The sequence below is a fragment of the Butyrivibrio sp. LC3010 genome (assembly GCF_000424385.1).
Lineage (GTDB): Bacteria > Bacillota > Clostridia > Lachnospirales > Lachnospiraceae > Butyrivibrio.
Window position 1 is genome coordinate 67273 of sequence record NZ_AUJU01000002.1, and the last position, 15002, is coordinate 82274.

At 40.0% G+C, this 15002-nt stretch carries 18 protein-coding genes; 15 read left to right on the plus strand and 3 right to left on the minus strand.

What is annotated here, in order from left to right; genetic code table 11:
* Positions 1–91: 91 nt before the first annotated feature.
* Both G622_RS0102165 and G622_RS0102170 read left to right on the plus strand, forming a co-directional pair.
* Positions 92–1261: an NAD(P)-dependent malic enzyme gene (locus tag G622_RS0102165; RefSeq protein WP_026509297.1), complete on the plus strand. Its 1170-nt coding sequence runs from the start codon at positions 92–94 to the stop codon at positions 1259–1261.
* 308 nt (positions 1262–1569) lie between these two features.
* Complete coding sequence (locus G622_RS0102170) at positions 1570–2748, plus strand: hypothetical protein (RefSeq protein WP_026509298.1); 1179 nt, start codon at positions 1570–1572, stop codon at positions 2746–2748.
* A gap of 147 nt (positions 2749–2895) precedes the next feature.
* On the opposite strand, the gene G622_RS0102175 is transcribed toward G622_RS0102170, so the two are convergent.
* Complete coding sequence (locus G622_RS0102175) at positions 2896–3126, minus strand: hypothetical protein (RefSeq protein WP_035785880.1); 231 nt, start codon at positions 3124–3126, stop codon at positions 2896–2898.
* Between the two features lie 103 nt (positions 3127–3229).
* Between G622_RS0102175 and G622_RS0102180 the strand changes: the two genes are divergently transcribed.
* From G622_RS0102180 to G622_RS27125, 10 genes are all read left to right on the plus strand, one after another.
* On the plus strand, positions 3230–4618 hold the full coding sequence (locus tag G622_RS0102180) for an MATE family efflux transporter (protein ID WP_026509300.1): 1389 nt from the start codon (positions 3230–3232) through the stop codon (positions 4616–4618).
* A gap of 301 nt (positions 4619–4919) precedes the next feature.
* The gene (locus tag G622_RS24225) at positions 4920–7391 is read left to right on the plus strand and encodes a zinc-ribbon domain-containing protein (protein ID WP_049945643.1); all 2472 of its coding nucleotides are present in this window, start codon (positions 4920–4922) and stop codon (positions 7389–7391) included.
* Between the two features lie 78 nt (positions 7392–7469).
* Entirely contained in the window at positions 7470–7841 is a 372-nt protein-coding gene (locus tag G622_RS0102190) for a hypothetical protein (protein ID WP_026509301.1), read from the plus strand.
* Between the two features lie 78 nt (positions 7842–7919).
* Positions 7920–8210, plus strand: a complete 291-nt coding sequence (locus tag G622_RS0102195; protein WP_026509302.1) for a hypothetical protein — start codon at positions 7920–7922, stop codon at positions 8208–8210.
* Positions 8185–8526, plus strand: coding sequence for a thermonuclease family protein (locus G622_RS21385; RefSeq protein WP_049945644.1), 342 nt, complete (start codon positions 8185–8187; stop codon positions 8524–8526). Before G622_RS0102195 ends, G622_RS21385 begins: the two co-directional genes overlap by 26 nt.
* A 127-nt stretch (positions 8527–8653) precedes the next feature.
* Entirely contained in the window at positions 8654–9451 is a 798-nt protein-coding gene (locus tag G622_RS0102205) for a putative ABC transporter permease (protein WP_026509303.1), read from the plus strand.
* A 33-nt stretch (positions 9452–9484) separates the two neighbouring features.
* The gene (locus G622_RS0102210; RefSeq protein ID WP_026491476.1) at positions 9485–9676 is read left to right on the plus strand and encodes a hypothetical protein; all 192 of its coding nucleotides are present in this window, start codon (positions 9485–9487) and stop codon (positions 9674–9676) included.
* Positions 9677–9680: 4 nt separating this feature from the next.
* Positions 9681–10415, plus strand: a complete 735-nt coding sequence (locus G622_RS0102215; RefSeq protein WP_026509304.1) for a GNAT family N-acetyltransferase — start codon at positions 9681–9683, stop codon at positions 10413–10415.
* A gap of 36 nt (positions 10416–10451) precedes the next feature.
* Positions 10452–11273: a TVP38/TMEM64 family protein gene (locus tag G622_RS25645; protein WP_026509305.1), complete on the plus strand. Its 822-nt coding sequence runs from the start codon at positions 10452–10454 to the stop codon at positions 11271–11273.
* A gap of 160 nt (positions 11274–11433) precedes the next feature.
* The gene (locus G622_RS27125; protein WP_196814167.1) at positions 11434–11565 is read left to right on the plus strand and encodes a helix-turn-helix domain-containing protein; all 132 of its coding nucleotides are present in this window, start codon (positions 11434–11436) and stop codon (positions 11563–11565) included.
* 3 nt (positions 11566–11568) lie between these two features.
* Here the strand turns inward: G622_RS27125 and G622_RS0102225 are convergent, their stop codons facing one another.
* The gene (locus tag G622_RS0102225; protein ID WP_026509306.1) at positions 11569–12117 is read right to left on the minus strand and encodes a TetR/AcrR family transcriptional regulator; all 549 of its coding nucleotides are present in this window, start codon (positions 12115–12117) and stop codon (positions 11569–11571) included.
* 145 nt (positions 12118–12262) lie between these two features.
* On the opposite strand from G622_RS0102225, the gene G622_RS0102230 reads away from it, so the two are divergent.
* Both G622_RS0102230 and G622_RS25650 read left to right on the plus strand, forming a co-directional pair.
* Entirely contained in the window at positions 12263–13756 is a 1494-nt protein-coding gene (locus G622_RS0102230) for a radical SAM protein (protein WP_026509307.1), read from the plus strand.
* 404 nt (positions 13757–14160) lie between these two features.
* Positions 14161–14319 carry a hypothetical protein gene (locus tag G622_RS25650; protein ID WP_022770065.1) on the plus strand — a complete coding sequence of 53 codons (159 nt, stop codon included), beginning with the start codon at positions 14161–14163 and terminating at the stop codon, positions 14317–14319.
* A 189-nt stretch (positions 14320–14508) separates the two neighbouring features.
* On the opposite strand, the gene G622_RS25130 is transcribed toward G622_RS25650, so the two are convergent.
* Positions 14509–14757, minus strand: coding sequence for a BspA family leucine-rich repeat surface protein (locus G622_RS25130; protein ID WP_081675144.1), 249 nt, complete (start codon positions 14755–14757; stop codon positions 14509–14511).
* 70 nt (positions 14758–14827) lie between these two features.
* Between G622_RS25130 and G622_RS25655 the strand changes: the two genes are divergently transcribed.
* Positions 14828–14998, plus strand: a complete 171-nt coding sequence (locus G622_RS25655; protein ID WP_155831403.1) for a hypothetical protein — start codon at positions 14828–14830, stop codon at positions 14996–14998.
* Positions 14999–15002 lie beyond the last annotated feature (4 nt).

The following is a 15002-nucleotide window of genomic DNA, read 5'->3' on the forward strand; positions in this document are numbered from 1 at the left end:
TATTTCTAATGACGCATTGCACCCAATTAGTATACCAGAATATATCCAATTGGAGAACACAATTAAAAATACTTAAGAGGAGAATTTATCTATGAACTATGCTGAAGAATCCCTTAGATTACATGGAGAGTGGCAGGGAAAAATAGAAGTAGTATCAAGAGTAAAGGTTGAAAATAAAGAGGATCTTTCTTTAGCCTATACACCCGGTGTTGCACAACCTTGCCTTGAGATACAGAAGGATTATGATAAGTCATATACACTTACAAGACGTCATAACCTTGTAGCTGTAATAACAGACGGAACTGCTGTTCTTGGTCTTGGCGATATCGGTCCTGAGGCAGGTATGCCTGTAATGGAAGGTAAATGTGCATTATTTAAAGAGTTTGCAGATGTGGATGCTTTTCCCATCTGTATCAGAAGCAAGGACGTAGATGAAATAGTTCGATCAATATATCTTATTTCAGGTTCTTTTGGCGGCATAAATCTTGAGGATATAGCTGCACCCAGATGCTTTGAGATTGAGAGAAAGCTTAAGGAAATTTGCGATATTCCCGTATTTCATGATGATCAGCATGGAACAGCAGTTGTTGTAGGCGCAGCTCTTATAAATGCTCTTCGCGTAGTAAAAAAAGAATTATCTGAAGCAAAAGTCGTAATAAATGGATCCGGATCTGCAGGTATTGCAATAGGAAAGCATCTTATGAACCTTGGTGTAAAGCATCTTAAAATGGTAGACAGATTCGGCATACTCTGTGAAGGAATTGAAATGAATTCTGCTCAGGAAGAGATGGCGCAAAAGACAAACCCTGAAAAGTTCTCAGGATCTCTTGCAGATGCCATGAAAGGTGCCGATGTATTTATAGGTGTCAGTGCTCCTCACATAGTATCTAAGGATATGATTAAATCCATGGCTGAAGGCGCTATTGTATTCCCTATGGCTAATCCTGTTCCTGAAATCGAGCCTGATGAGGCACTTGAAGCAGGCGCAGCAGTTGTTGGTACAGGCAGAAGTGATCATCCGAACCAGATAAATAATGTACTTTGTTTCCCCGGACTTTTCAGAGGTGCGCTTGATGTTCGTGCCAAGGATATTACAGAAGAGATGAAGCAGGCCGCATCCTATGCACTTGCAGACCTTGTTTCTCCTGAAGAACTTAATGATAAATATATTCTTCCTCTTGCCTTTGATAAGAGAGTCGGAAAAGCCGTTGCAGATGCAGTAGCTAAGGCTGCTCGTGAATGCGGCGTAGCAAGAATATAATACTTCTTTTCATAACAAATAATTATTGAGTCCAAAATGTGCTCGTCGCATTTGGGGCTCTTTTTTTATTCAATAGTAAATTCCTTCGGATTTCCTATTGAATAAAAAGCGCTCCGCTGTGGATGCGACTGGTGCGCAGATGAATTTTGCAAGCTAAAGCTTGCGCGCACCAGCGCGCAAAGAGTCGCGAGCGACTCTTTGTTCTCTATAATGAAATTTTATTTTATAGCTTTTTAATAATTTTATTTGTTTCTTTCATTTATAATTTACATGGAAACATTGATGCAACTTATAGGGAGGAACTGCTTATGTTTAGGAAAATTCTTGTAGTTTCATTAATTCTGACTTTGTCAGTCTCCATGAGTGCCTGTGGCTCGTCTAAGAAAAACGCCAAAGAAAATGTTCGCACAGAGATATCAGAGGGTAAACTAAAGGCTACATCGCAGGCTTCCAATGCATCCGCAAAAACCGTAGAGACAGCAAGTAAAGGAACCGAAAAGGAGAGTATTAAAGCTGATGATAATTCAGTTTCAGGCTATTATAAACTAATAAAATTTATCTCTGAAGGCGAAGATATTACTGCAGAACTTTTAGAACTTCAGGATATGGGTTCCGGCATCTATATGATACTTAATGAAGATGGTACAGGATCTATTAACATGCTTGGAGAAATTACTGGTTTAAACTGGGATGACAAAGCTATTACTGTTCATGATGAGAGTGAAGATACTGTCACAGAGTATACTTTTGTAAATGGTGAGTTCACACTTAAACAGGGAATAGATGAGATGGTCTTTGTAAAAATGACCGAGGATGAGATAAAAGCATATGAAAATGGTGATACCAATAAGACCATAGATCAGATTACAGATGATATATTGGATTCTGCCTATGATGATGCCATGAATCAGATAGACGAAATAGCAGATGATGCAAAAGATACTATTGATGATGCAGCAGATGACGCTTCGAAAGAAATAGAAAAAGCATCAGAGGAGTTTGAAGATGCTTTGGATGGCGCTTCAACTTCGCTTAAGGGTTCATTATCCGTTACACCTAAATCTGCTGATAGTAGTGATAACACTGATACAGCGCAATTTGATTCATCATATCTACCTGATTTATCAACTTCAAAGCATAAAGATGCCGGATATTATGAGATAATGGCTTTTCAGGAGAATGGCACCACATACACAAAAGATCAATTAAAAAATGCTGGTGTTGAATTCGATATGATGCTTTGTCCTGATGGTAAAGGCTATGCGCATTTTATCGGAACCTATTACGATTTATCCTGGGATGATGGGACAATATATGTTGCCACAGATGAAGGTCAGGAAAAAATGATATACTTTAGATCCGATTATGATGGAAAACAGATAATAACAATTAGTGATTCCAATATTGCCATGGTATTTGAATATACCAAAGACGCTGATTCCACATATGAATGGCAAGGAAATTCAGGACTAAGAAGTACGAACTGATCAGGAACGGATAAAAAAGGGGCTGTGAAAAAATGGATAATCAAACTTTTTGAGGGTTTGCCAAGCGTTTTGAGGGTCTGGTTTGAGGGTCTGTATGTTGGAGCCATTTTAATAGCCCACGGATTACTCCGCGGGCTGAGTTATAAGTCAGAATGGTAAATCTGTTGCGCCTAGAAAGTCTTCTGGAAAATCATCAAACACATTTCCATCAGGTATAGAAGCAAAGCTTTGAGTGCCTTCTTCAGATTCTTTTTGTTCTTCATTTACGCAGTCAAAGTATTCGCGCATTTCTTTCCAGCTGCGAAGAGTGTTTATAAAGTCTAGCGGCCATCCATCATCATCAAAGACATTGTCACCATTAGGTGCGTGGTAGTTCATGATTTGATACAATGGGTATATACGTGAGGATATCATTAAAGTTATCAGATACAGAAAAGATAGTTCATCGCAGGGAGACACCATCCAACAGAAGGAGCACGTTATGGAAAAAACAGCCTCTGCTCAGGGCGGAAACCCACTTGGAGAGCAGCCCATTGGCCGACTGCTGCTACAGTATGCCATACCATCAATAATCAGTACGCTAATTGGCTCGCTGTATAACATGATGGATCAGGTTTTTATCGGGCAGCGGATTGGGTATCTCGGTAACGCTGCAACGACGGTTGCCTATCCGCTGACGTTTTTATGCGGTGCGCTGACGCTTCTGTTCAGTAATGGCGCCGCTGTGAACTTTAACATCCTCAATGGCAGAGGAAAAAAGGATGAGGCCATGACATTTGGCATGAATGGCCTGACCCTGATCACGGCGGAAGGACTCCTTCTGGGCTTGATTGTGGGCATATTCACGCCGTGGTTCGTCAATCTGTTTGGGTCTACGGAGGAAGTTTTTCCCTACGCGCTGACCTATATGCGCATTATCGCCATTGGCGTTCCGTTCCTTGCTGTAACTGCCGGAGGAACGCTACTGATACGTTCAGATGGTAGTCCCCGCTATGCGCTGATCTGTTCCATATCAGGCGTGGCGTTGAATTTTGTGCTGGACTATCTGTTCCTGTACCCGCTGAATATGGGGATAGCAGGTGCGGCACTGGCAACAATCCTGGGACAGATTCTGTCTGCGGTAATGGTTATTGCCTATATGTTCCGATTCAAAACGGGGCGCGTAAAAGCACATCTTTTTCTGATCACAGGTGAGAATCTTAAGCAGATTGTTTCCATCGGTGCTGCTCCCAGTCTTAATCAGGCGGCCATGATGGTGATGAATCTTGTCCTGAACAGCGCACTGCGACACTATGGAGCACTTTCTGTCTATGGCGGCAGCGAGGCACTGGCCGCAGCCGGCGTGGTGACCAAGGTTAACTTCCTGTTTTATTCTACAATTATCGGATGCGGCATAGGTGGTCAGCCCAACCTGGGCTTCAACTATGGTTCGAAAAAATACCGCCGTGTGACAGATACATACTTTGCTACGCTGCGGTATGCGCTGATTGTTGGAGCCATTGAGACAGTCTGTTTCTGGGTCTTCCCTCATCAGATTCTCCAGATATTTGGCAGTGGCGCAGGTGGATATGAGGAATTTGCCATTCTTTATATGCATGTATTTATGCTGCTGGTAATCCTCGCAGGCATTCCACCCATCTCAATGCATGTTATGACCTCTGTGGGTAAGGCGAAGCGCGGGATCATGATCTCACTTTCCAAGCAGCTGACGTTGATTGTTCTGTTGCTATTTCTACCACTGATGTTTGACATCAAAGGTGTCCTATACGCTGGTCCTGTCGCAGACTTTCTTGCTGCAGTGGTTTCCTTTTTCGTTCTGCGCCAGGAGTTCAGACGTATGTGGCGGGACGCAGAGGAGTTGCACATCTGACGACAGTATACATATAGGTGAAGGAGGAAGTGCAGGGAATGATCCCTGCATAAAAAAAACCAGGATTAGTCAGTTTCAATAACTGATTAACCCTGGTTTTGTTTATTATCACAAGAGACCCTCAAAGTAGCCCCTCACGACAACCCCTCAAAATTATTGACCCTCAAAAACTTTGAATACCCGAAGTGTTCTCACTGATAATAGAAATTATGACCTTGAGCAACAAAGTAACAAAATGTTATTTTTTCAATATAATAAAAAGTAGATTGAAAAAAAGACGTAAATTTTGAGGATTGGTTCAGTGAAGAAAACTGCTACAAAAGGAATTGATGATTTAGAAACTACATATCCTGAGCTTGCCCAAGAATGGCATCCAACGCTAAATGCAGGCTTGCTTCCAAGCGATGTTTTGCCTGGAAGTGGAAAAAGAGTTTACTGGCAGTGTCCCAAATGCAATTACGTATGGGATTCTAAGATCAGCAACAGAGCTGTTTTGGGGAGAGGTTGTCCTTGCTGTGCCAATAAAGTCGTGGTTAAAGGAATAAATGATCTCGCTACTACACATCCGGAGATAGCTAAGGAGTGGTATCAGCCGCTAAACGGAGATGTTACTCCATATGATGTTACGCATGGATGCGGAAAAAAGTTTAGCTGGCTTTGTCCCAGAGGGCATGTATACTCGGCAACAGTTTTACATAGAACAAATGGAGCTGGAACAAAATGCCCTGTCTGCAATTCCGGTCGCCAAACTTCTTTTGCGGAGCAGGCTTTATATTATTATGTTAAAAAAGTGTATCCTACAGCTATAAGCGGATACAAAGAAATATTCACTAGGAGCATGGAATTGGATGTTTATATTCCTGATCTGAAGATAGGAATAGAATATGATGGCGTATATTGGCATCACAAGAAAGCAGCTGCATACGAAAGAGAACAGCGAAAGTATGATATTTGCAAAGAAAATGGAATAACACTGATACAAGTCAGAGAAAAGAGAAAGCATGTGGATGAAGTTCCAGCTGCAGATTGGTGTGTGTTTTCACCTGAGACTGAGTCAGATGAAGTTGCATTAAGTATTAGTATAAAAAATGTTATTACCTGGATACTAGATCAAACAAAGAATGGTTCAATACCTTCGGTACCTGATATTGACGTAACTAGGGATCGCTTTGAGATATTGTCATATTTGAAAGGACCAGTAAATAACTCTGTTCAGGAAATTGCTCCGGAATTAGCCGAAGAATGGGATTATGAGAGAAATGGTGAATTGAAACCGGACATGATTTCCGCAGGTTCTTCACAGTATGTAAACTGGATCTGCTCTACTTGTGGATATCGATGGGAAGCGGAAGTTTATCATCGTGCCAAGGATCATACAGGATGTCCCAAATGTGCAGGCTTTATTTTTGAAAAAGGGGTTAATGATTTAGAAACAAAAATGCCGGAGCTTCTTGCTGATTGGGATTATGAAGAGAATGCAAGGCATGACATTTATCCGGGCGAGATAATGTTCAATAGTGGCAAGAAGGTTCATTGGAAATGCCATATATGTGGACACAGATGGACAGTTTCATTGAATAAACGAACTGTTCAAGGCAACGGGTGCATAAAATGTGGTTATAAAGCAGGCAAGGATAACAACGTATTTCTTTCACCAACCGGAAGAGCAGCGAGAAGAATTACAGAATCTACTGGTTACCCCGCTAAGACCATACATTCAGCTCTTGGCCTTGGCATTGTTGATGATGAAAGATTTGCTGACACAAAGGGATTTAATGAAGAGTGCCTGGTAAATTCCAAAGTGATCGTAGACGAGGCATCAATGATAGATCTCTGGACTATGGAAGGGCTTCTCAGAAACATCAAAGATTCAACACTTGGTCTTATCGGTGACGTTGATCAGCTTCCTTCAGTAAGATGCGGATCTATTCTAAGGGATCTTATCCAGTCCGGAGCTGTTTCTTGTGTTCAGCTTGATACTATCCACAGGCAGTCTGCCGATGCTCTTAATATCTGCGAGAATGCTCAGAATATAAAGAACGGGCTTCACAACTTAAATACCGGTGATGATTTCCATATTGTAGAAGCAGAAGACCTTGAAACAGCTGAAGAAAACCTTATCGGCTCAGCACTTCAGCAAATATACCAATATGGCCTTGAAAACGTTAAGGTCCTTTGTCCCTTTAAAAAAGGTGCTTGCGGTGTTTACAGGGTGAATAACATTCTTCAGAATGTACTAAATCCTTCCAAAGGTGAAAACGAGCTGAAAATCCCAAACGATATGCTCCTAAGAGCAGGAGATCCGGTTATGCAGCTTAAAAATATAGATGATGTTGCTAATGGCGATGTTGGATATGTCATTGAGATCACATTTGATGAAGTAAAGGTTTTGTTTCCCGGAGAAAATCCGACAAGCGTAGACTACTCCTACAATGATGCAAAGGAGCAGCTGACCCTTGCCTATGCAACAACTGTACATAAGAGCCAGGGTTCTGAATATGATTCCGTTGTCCTTTGCCTTACACAAAGACATGGACTTATGAAGAAAAGAAACATCCTTTACACCGGAATCACAAGAGGGAAGCATCAGGTAACGCTTATAGGAACTTATGACGCTTTCTATGAGTCTATTGATAACAACATGATTGAGGTCAGACACTCAATGCTGGCAGAGCTTGTTGCCAGTACTGACACTAAAAAGCCCTCTGTCGCACCTATCGTTACTATGCCGAAAAAACCTGAATATGAACAAATGGTGCTTCCCTTTGCTTAAGCTTCCATGACAAAAAACACATACAAGTGATATACTGTTTTATAGTAAAAACAATCATTTTTAGTATAAAAAGCATATATGAACACAAAAACACCTTGTACCGACCATAATGGCATCACATACGAATCCATCAAGGAAATGTGTGATGCCTTTGGTGTAACTCCAACTTTATATCTCAAACGAATCGAGCGAGGCTGGTCCGTCAAGGAAGCTCTTGAAGGTAAGCAGCCTTATTTTTCACGTGATGGAAAAGATTACTATTCTCAGAAGGAAGTCTGTGACGCCTTTGACATCCATCCAAACTCATTCCGCCTAAAGCTAAAACATGGATATTCAATTGATGACATCGTTGATAGGAAGTCATTCCGGGTAACAGACCATCTTGGAAACAAATATGCTAATGAGGCAGAAATGTGCGCCTTTTATGACGTAAAGGTAAGCACCTATTGAAGCAGGAGAAGAAAAGGCATGAGTATGGAGGACGCACTGACTAAATAGCAGGCAAGTCTCGTGATACATACTGGATAGATGGCACAAGCTGTAGGTAAAGAACATCAGGAAGGACTTATCATGAAAGAGCGTATAGAGAAATATATCAAGAAGAAACAGCGTGAAAGAGCCTTAAAAATGCTAAAGGATAATATACCTGTTATTCTTGGAGTGCTTGGTCTTATTATCCTTCTGATTGTCCTAAAGATTCTTAAGAAGAAGGCCAAGAAAAAAGTTAAGGCTAAGATCAAGGAAACAATCAAAAGTGGAATAGATAGCATAAGAGATAAGGAATCATCTTCTAATGGCGACGAAGAAGAGGAAGAATAGAAACAAAAAATACATTCTGAGCGTAATTGCCACAGTGGCAGTTCTTGCTCTCATATATTTGATCACGTATTTCTTAAAGCAATCCATCAATTCAGTTTCGCAGGACCTTGATGGCCCTTATGATGTGGTGAGTGTCATAGATGGTGACACGATCATTGTTAAAAGTGATGGTGGCGATGTCCATGTAAGGCTCATCGGCATAGACACTCCGGAAAGCGTGGCCTCCGACGGCTACAAAGTGAATACTCCTGAGGGAGATAAGGCATCTGAGTATACCAGAAACCTCCTTGAAGGTTATTGTAGGGAAAAAGACTGATGGGAAGGCATTTGCAGAGCTTGTATCTTCTCCTGTAAAGGTGATAGAGAAAATACAGTATTTCGAATGAAAATTCAGCATCGCCTGAAAGAAATATTTAAAGGAAAGCAGATATTGTAGGTTAGTTATGATTGTTTCTCAGTACTTTGTCGAATTTATTCTGTACAGCTTTCTGGGTTGGGTGTGGGAATCCATATACTGCACTGTAAAAGAAAAGAAATGGGCCGACAGAGGCTTTCTTTTCGGCCCCATCTGTCCCATATATGGCTCATGTGTAGTGGGCGCATCATTAGTTCTTGTTATTTTTCCAAGGCTTTCAGATCCTGATTTTCCTGTATGGATATTGTTTATCCTATGTTATATAGGAAGCGCCATAGCAGAATTTGGTACCTCATGGGTTCTAGAAAAAAGATTCCATGCCAGATGGTGGGATTACAGTAAAATGCCGCTCAATATACAGGGGAGGATATGCGTCCCTGTAAGCTGCACATTTGGGATAGCCGGTGTTCTTATCATAAAGTATCTGCTTCCGCTGATAGCATTTGCAAGAGGGCTTATCCCACCACTAATCTATGAGCTTCTTGCCCTATGCTTCGCAATCCTGTTCGGTGCAGATTTTGCTATGACAGAAGTCAGCCTTTCACAGCTGCTTGAGGAAGTTGAAAAAATCCACGCCGAATTTAACGAAAAAGCCCAGGCAAGATACGATAAAGTCGCAGAGATTCCAGAAAATATCAAAAACAGAATTGAGAGGAGCAGAGCTTTTATAGAAAGAAGTAATGTCAATCAAAAGAGGATTGTAGATAATATTAAAAGTTTTACACCATTGCTTAATAGTAGCAGCGAGCATAATCGTGGAAGGGAGCTTGTTCTTGACAGTCTTAAGACTGCCCTCCGTGACCATCGCGATCATAGTAGAAAATGAAAAATGAGCTTAAAGTAAAGAAGAGGTTTTAGCGTGATAGATCAGAAACAAGCCAGAGAAATATTAAAACAAAAGCTGGCAGATAATCTTGTTATTGTAAACTCATTTGAGGATCCGGAGTATTGGTGTTTCGGACTTGGTCTTGTCAGAGAAGACGGGGATATCATGCCGCTTATGGGAGACAGCACAATAAGGATCAGTAAAGAAACCGGAGAGATGGAGTAGGACTATGAACGATATACTTTGTGAACAGCTATCCCGTGATTACTGTTGCTCTCGGGAAGATGTAATTGATGATAAAAACCACTTTACTAAGTATTGCCCTGTAGATGGCAGGCGCAGATACCAGGAAAAAGAAGAATGCTACCTTAAGCTTGTATGTGTTAACGGAAAGCTCCTGTTTACCGGCAGAGAAGATATTATTGCCTGGTGTCAGGAAAACTATGAAAGTTATGGTTCTGAGTGGTTTATGGAAGCAAAAAACCTTCGAAAGCTGAACGACAGACTGCATCTGGATGGATACCAGATAGGCATGGCCCATCCGTTTTATATATCTGAGGAAAAATCTGATGTAGACACTTCCGGATATGATATTAAGTGGTATCGGGGCAAGGAAATCGAGCAGTTTAGGGGAGATAACAGGTTCTGCGAAGCTTATACCTTCTGCAAAACTGCACCTGATATGGTAGGTGTCGCAGCCATAAAAGATGATGAAATCCTTGGCATGGCAGGAGCAAGCATGGACAGTCCTATGATGTGGCAGATCGGCATAAATGTGGAGCCAAACGGAAGACGAAAGGGCATTGGAAAGATGCTGGTTTCACTTCTTAAAAATGAGATCCTTGGTAAGGGAAGGCTTCCATATTACGGTACTTCCATGGGACATATCGCTTCCCAGAAGGTTGCTATCGGTTCAGGGTTTGTGCCGGCCTGGGCAGAACTTGTAACAGATAGGCTCGAATGATTTTTACATATACTGTCATTTTGGAGAGGACATGCGATGCAATTAGAGTCCACAAACAAATCTCAAAAGAATAATAAGCGGAGAATCCTGATTGTATGTTTTGTTGCTTTTTTCCTGCTTGGTATTTACTTTTTAATTGGAAAACCTATGATTGCTTTTGTTGATGATGCAGATGGATTTCAAGAATATGTTAAAAGCAGAGGCATCTTTGGACTATTAGTGTTTGGCTTTTTTGTTTTTTTACAGACACTCTCAAACTGCATACCAGGACTTCCGTTTTATCTTGCTGCTGGCGCTGCATTTGGAGGCATTAAGGGAGCAATCATTTGTGATATATTTGCAACTATGGCAAACACAACTGCATTCCTCTTGGGAAAGAAATATGGAAGAGATTTTTTGCTTCTGCTTTTTCCCAAAAGTAAATTGGAACAGGTTGAAAATCTTGTTCTAAATAAAAATCCGGTATTGGTACATGTTCTGTTCATGCTTTTACCATTGCCAAAAGATACTTATGCATGGCTTGGCTTTTATTCAAAAGAAAATGTGATCCAATGGATCCTGATCACTTTTGTTGCAAGGTTTCCGCATATCTTTATCTATACATTCGGAGCTGAAAAGATGCTAGAGAAGCAATACAGCTATATTGCTGCGGGCGCGATCATTGCAGTAGTTGTTTACCTGGCTGTTGCTATGCTTATTAAGAAAAAAATGTTAATAGTGGTGAATAAATGGCACTATATGCACTTGGAGATCTCCATCTGTCTTTTCAGGCAGACAAACCAATGGATGTATTCGGAAAAGCAAGGAGAAATCACGAAAAAAGGATGTGAAAAGCAGCTTTGTAAATTATTTAGTTAGACGCATATTTCTCAGATTAAAAGCACACTATTCTATAGGTGTTGCGTTTAGTCTGAGAATTCTTTTTTTCTATATATCAAGACGTATTTCGAATATGGGTCTCTTGTGTTCATATGATGATCAACACATTATATGAAAGTCAGGTGAAAAAATGTCTCATATGACATTAGATGATCGTGTTTATATTCAGGAAGGTCTTGATAATAATCTTAATCCTAATCTGATATCTAGAAAGATAGGAAAATCCCATTCAACTGTCTTGAATAAAACTTTTGGATGTTTCGTTAAGTAATTTTCATTCCAATCTTAAGGTTTCTGAGCATACCCTTGCCATATATTCAGGAGATTCTTTCATACCGTTTTTTATCCATGTCAGCGACACTTCCCATAAGCCGGCAGCAATACCTCTGGCAATATATTCATGTTGGGAAGCGTATTCGCTGTCTGAGGCAATACATAAGGCATTATAGAACATATCCGTAAAAGAGATATTTGAATTACGGATAAGTACACACATGTCTTTATCGGAGTGCAGCCTTGAAAACACCTTTAAAAACCACTCATACGTGTTACTTTTCTGCAACAGTCCTGTCAAAGAAGCGCTGAGCTCGTCAGTTATGTTTTTTGTAATGTCCTGAATGATAGCCTCTTTTGAAGGATAATTTCTGTAGACAGAAGCTCTTGAAGCTCCTGATTTTTTTATTATCATGGTCATATTTATATCTTTGTACGGATGCTCTTTCATCAATCCGATCATCGCATCACAGATGCATTCTTTAGTAATTCTATTGGACTCCTTATTTGACATTCTTCGTATATTTCTTTTTTCAAGCTCTGTGGACATTTTGGCCTCCATTTGTATTGTCACTACATTTTGTAAAATTGTGTATCAAATACGCACAACATATTGTTTGACATTTGTATAGATGATATAAATGTATTATCAGACAGATGTTTTGTCAATATACATAAAAATACTGGGAGACGATATGAACACATTTACAAATATTTCACATGCAGCGCAAAGACAAGCTTTTAGTATCCTGATAGACAAATTCCTTGGCCATCTTGATAAGACTGATGACCGCACCAAAACATACTTAAAGCTCGTTGATGAAGCAGAACGCTTTTGGGGAAAGAAGGCTGCTGATCCTGAAAAACTGGAAGCTGTTAGACGTGCATTTAAGGATCCGGATAACCGCTGGGTAAACTTTATAAACAGAGTAGTGGATGAAACTGATCCGCATATAGCCAAAATGACCATGCTCAATCTGGGGTACGAGGCTTTCTTCAGGGGAACAAAGACTATACGGAAGAACAGGGAAAAATACGGCTGTAACATACCATGGCTTATACTTTTTGATCCTACTTCTGCCTGCAATATGCACTGTAAAGGATGCTGGTCAGGCACTTATGGACCAAAGAACAATTTGTCTTTTGCCGATATGGATAAGATAGTAACTCAGGGAAAAGAGCTGGGCGTGTATCTCTATATGATGACAGGTGGAGAGCCCCTTGTCAGGAAGGCAGATATACTTAAGCTTGCAGAAAAGCATAATGATGTGCAGTTCGGAATATATAGTAATTCAACTCTTGTGGATGATGATTTTTGTAAAGAGGTTGTACGGCTGGGAAATATTACATTCATGCTTTCCATAGAGGGGACACCTGAAACTAATGATGCAAGAAGAGGAATCGGTCATTATGATGCAGTGATGAATGCAATGTCTCTTTTCAAAAAATACGGGATTCTCTTTGGTACATCTATTTGCTATACAAGAAATAATATTGAAGCCGTGACAAATCCTGAGTTTATAAAGTATATTGCAGAAAAAGGCGCGAGATTTGGCTTTTTCTTCCACTATATGCCGGTTGGAAATAATGCGGTACCGGAGCTGATGCCTACCGTAGAGCAGAGAAAGCTGATGATAGAACGTATCAGATGGATTCGCTCAAACGAATGTAATACAGGCTTCTTTCCGATGGATTTTCAGAATGACGGAGAAGCTGTAGGTGGATGTATTGCAGGTGGAAGGAATTATTTCCATATTAACTCAAGCGGAGATGCAGAACCTTGCGTTTTCATCCATTTTTCAAACACTAATATACATGACAATTCTATTTTGGAAATGCTAAAGAGTCCGCTTTTCATGGAATATCATAAGGGACAGCCCTTTAATAAAAATCACTTAAGACCGTGTCCGATGCTCGAAAATCCAAAACTTCTAAGGGAGATGGTTGAAAGATCAAAAGCACATGGCACAAATGAAGAATCGGAGGAGAGTGTAGAGCATTTATGTGCAAAGTGTGATTACTATGCTCTCAAGTGGGCCCCTGTTGCCGATGAGATTTGGAAATCGCAGCCACATCAAAAAAAGAAGTATGAAAATTATGCACCGGCTAATAGGATAGGAAATGATAATCTTATGAGATTTGAAGAGAAGAAACCAGACCTTGCCAAAGATTTCAAAAAACATGCATGATTATAGATATGCGTTTTTCCAAAATACGGCTTAATACTCTGGATTTGTCAGAAGCTATTATTCACCTGAATCAGTGAAGTTAAGGGCATAAAAAATAAGCCAGAGTGCTGAAAAACTCTGGCTTTGTGTGCATTTAGTTCGATAAAATTTATTTATTAAAAAGTGTGCGTTTACCCTGAAAATTTACCGTAAAAAGCCGCTTAATGCTTTGTAAATATAAACAAAGAATTAATAAAAAGATATCTTGAATTCAGAATTGAATGTGTTACTATCATATTGTATCAAATTGTTTAAATTGATAAAGATGAAAATATAGCTGAAAGGTTTATACCTTCAGAGAAGCCGGATACCTTAGTGTGAAGCATTGAAAAACAATTGAACAAATAAACAGCAGGAGATTTAAGATGAAGTCAGGAAATGTAATATTGGCAGTAGTAGCAATACTCTTTGGTGGATGTCTTTTCATCCACAGACGTGTGATCAAGTCCCTGATCACAGGGGAGGAGATGCCTAAAGCACCAGCATGGCATACATGGGTTCCTGAAGATAAAAGGCGCTCATAACTATCTTAGAAAATCAACTTGCCTAACTGGTTCTTATAGTTGGATATACCATAAACTCTCGACATCTGGTCGGGAGTTTTTTAGGATGAGAAATCATTTTTTCCAGCTCCCTTTTATTGCTATTTTTTATGCAGGACTAATCCTTTTATGGAAATTTGTGGTTTGTTTTAGCGGGGCCGTCCACGTACTTCAGATTCTTGCATTTTCAAGAAAACTGCCTGCTTTTTCTGCAGGAACATTTGTAAGATCAAAAATTCGAAGGTCAAGGTGTTCCAGACTTGTGCAGCTGTCAAACATTTCCTGGACATTGGTTACCTTTGAAGTATTAAAGCTGCTGTTATTGATGCTATTAAGGGCTAATGAATATGAAAACATTCGATACATATTTTCAACATTGGAATTGTTTTTTGATATATATAAACGTGATATTTTGCGCATACTTCTTGCTATATATGGTACTAAGAATTACAATTTTGAAGTAACTGGTGTTTTTTGGAGGATATGGAAAATGGAATATAAATTATCAGAAATAGAAAATAAGCGTATATGGGGAAGATGTTCTTCATTAGATGATTGTACGGCATTGTTCTGGACCGGAAGCGGAATAGAAGTAAATGTAAAGGCCGGATATTTTTATGCAGATATAGAGAAGAGCAAAGATTGGTTAAGGTTACGTTAAGATT

What these genes read in the sequence shown, in the direction of transcription:
- G622_RS0102165 (WP_026509297.1), top strand. Translation starts at nt 92, where the DNA reads ATGAACTATGCTGAAGAATCCCTTAGATTACATGGAGAGTGGCAGGGA.
- G622_RS0102170 (WP_026509298.1), top strand. Translation starts at nt 1,570, where the DNA reads ATGTTTAGGAAAATTCTTGTAGTTTCATTAATTCTGACTTTGTCAGTC.
- G622_RS0102175 (WP_035785880.1), bottom strand. Translation starts at nt 3,126, where the DNA reads ATGAACTACCACGCACCTAATGGTGACAATGTCTTTGATGATGATGGA.
- G622_RS0102180 (WP_026509300.1), top strand. Translation starts at nt 3,230, where the DNA reads ATGGAAAAAACAGCCTCTGCTCAGGGCGGAAACCCACTTGGAGAGCAG.
- G622_RS0102190 (WP_026509301.1), top strand. Translation starts at nt 7,470, where the DNA reads ATGAACACAAAAACACCTTGTACCGACCATAATGGCATCACATACGAA.
- G622_RS0102195 (WP_026509302.1), top strand. Translation starts at nt 7,920, where the DNA reads ATGGCACAAGCTGTAGGTAAAGAACATCAGGAAGGACTTATCATGAAA.
- G622_RS21385 (WP_049945644.1), top strand. Translation starts at nt 8,185, where the DNA reads ATGGCGACGAAGAAGAGGAAGAATAGAAACAAAAAATACATTCTGAGC.
- G622_RS0102205 (WP_026509303.1), top strand. Translation starts at nt 8,654, where the DNA reads ATGATTGTTTCTCAGTACTTTGTCGAATTTATTCTGTACAGCTTTCTG.
- G622_RS0102215 (WP_026509304.1), top strand. Translation starts at nt 9,681, where the DNA reads ATGAACGATATACTTTGTGAACAGCTATCCCGTGATTACTGTTGCTCT.
- G622_RS25645 (WP_026509305.1), top strand. Translation starts at nt 10,452, where the DNA reads ATGCAATTAGAGTCCACAAACAAATCTCAAAAGAATAATAAGCGGAGA.
- G622_RS27125 (WP_196814167.1), top strand. Translation starts at nt 11,434, where the DNA reads ATGACATTAGATGATCGTGTTTATATTCAGGAAGGTCTTGATAATAAT.
- G622_RS0102225 (WP_026509306.1), bottom strand. Translation starts at nt 12,117, where the DNA reads ATGTCCACAGAGCTTGAAAAAAGAAATATACGAAGAATGTCAAATAAG.
- G622_RS0102230 (WP_026509307.1), top strand. Translation starts at nt 12,263, where the DNA reads ATGAACACATTTACAAATATTTCACATGCAGCGCAAAGACAAGCTTTT.
- G622_RS25650 (WP_022770065.1), top strand. Translation starts at nt 14,161, where the DNA reads ATGAAGTCAGGAAATGTAATATTGGCAGTAGTAGCAATACTCTTTGGT.
- G622_RS25130 (WP_081675144.1), bottom strand. Translation starts at nt 14,757, where the DNA reads ATGCGCAAAATATCACGTTTATATATATCAAAAAACAATTCCAATGTT.
- G622_RS25655 (WP_155831403.1), top strand. Translation starts at nt 14,828, where the DNA reads ATGGAATATAAATTATCAGAAATAGAAAATAAGCGTATATGGGGAAGA.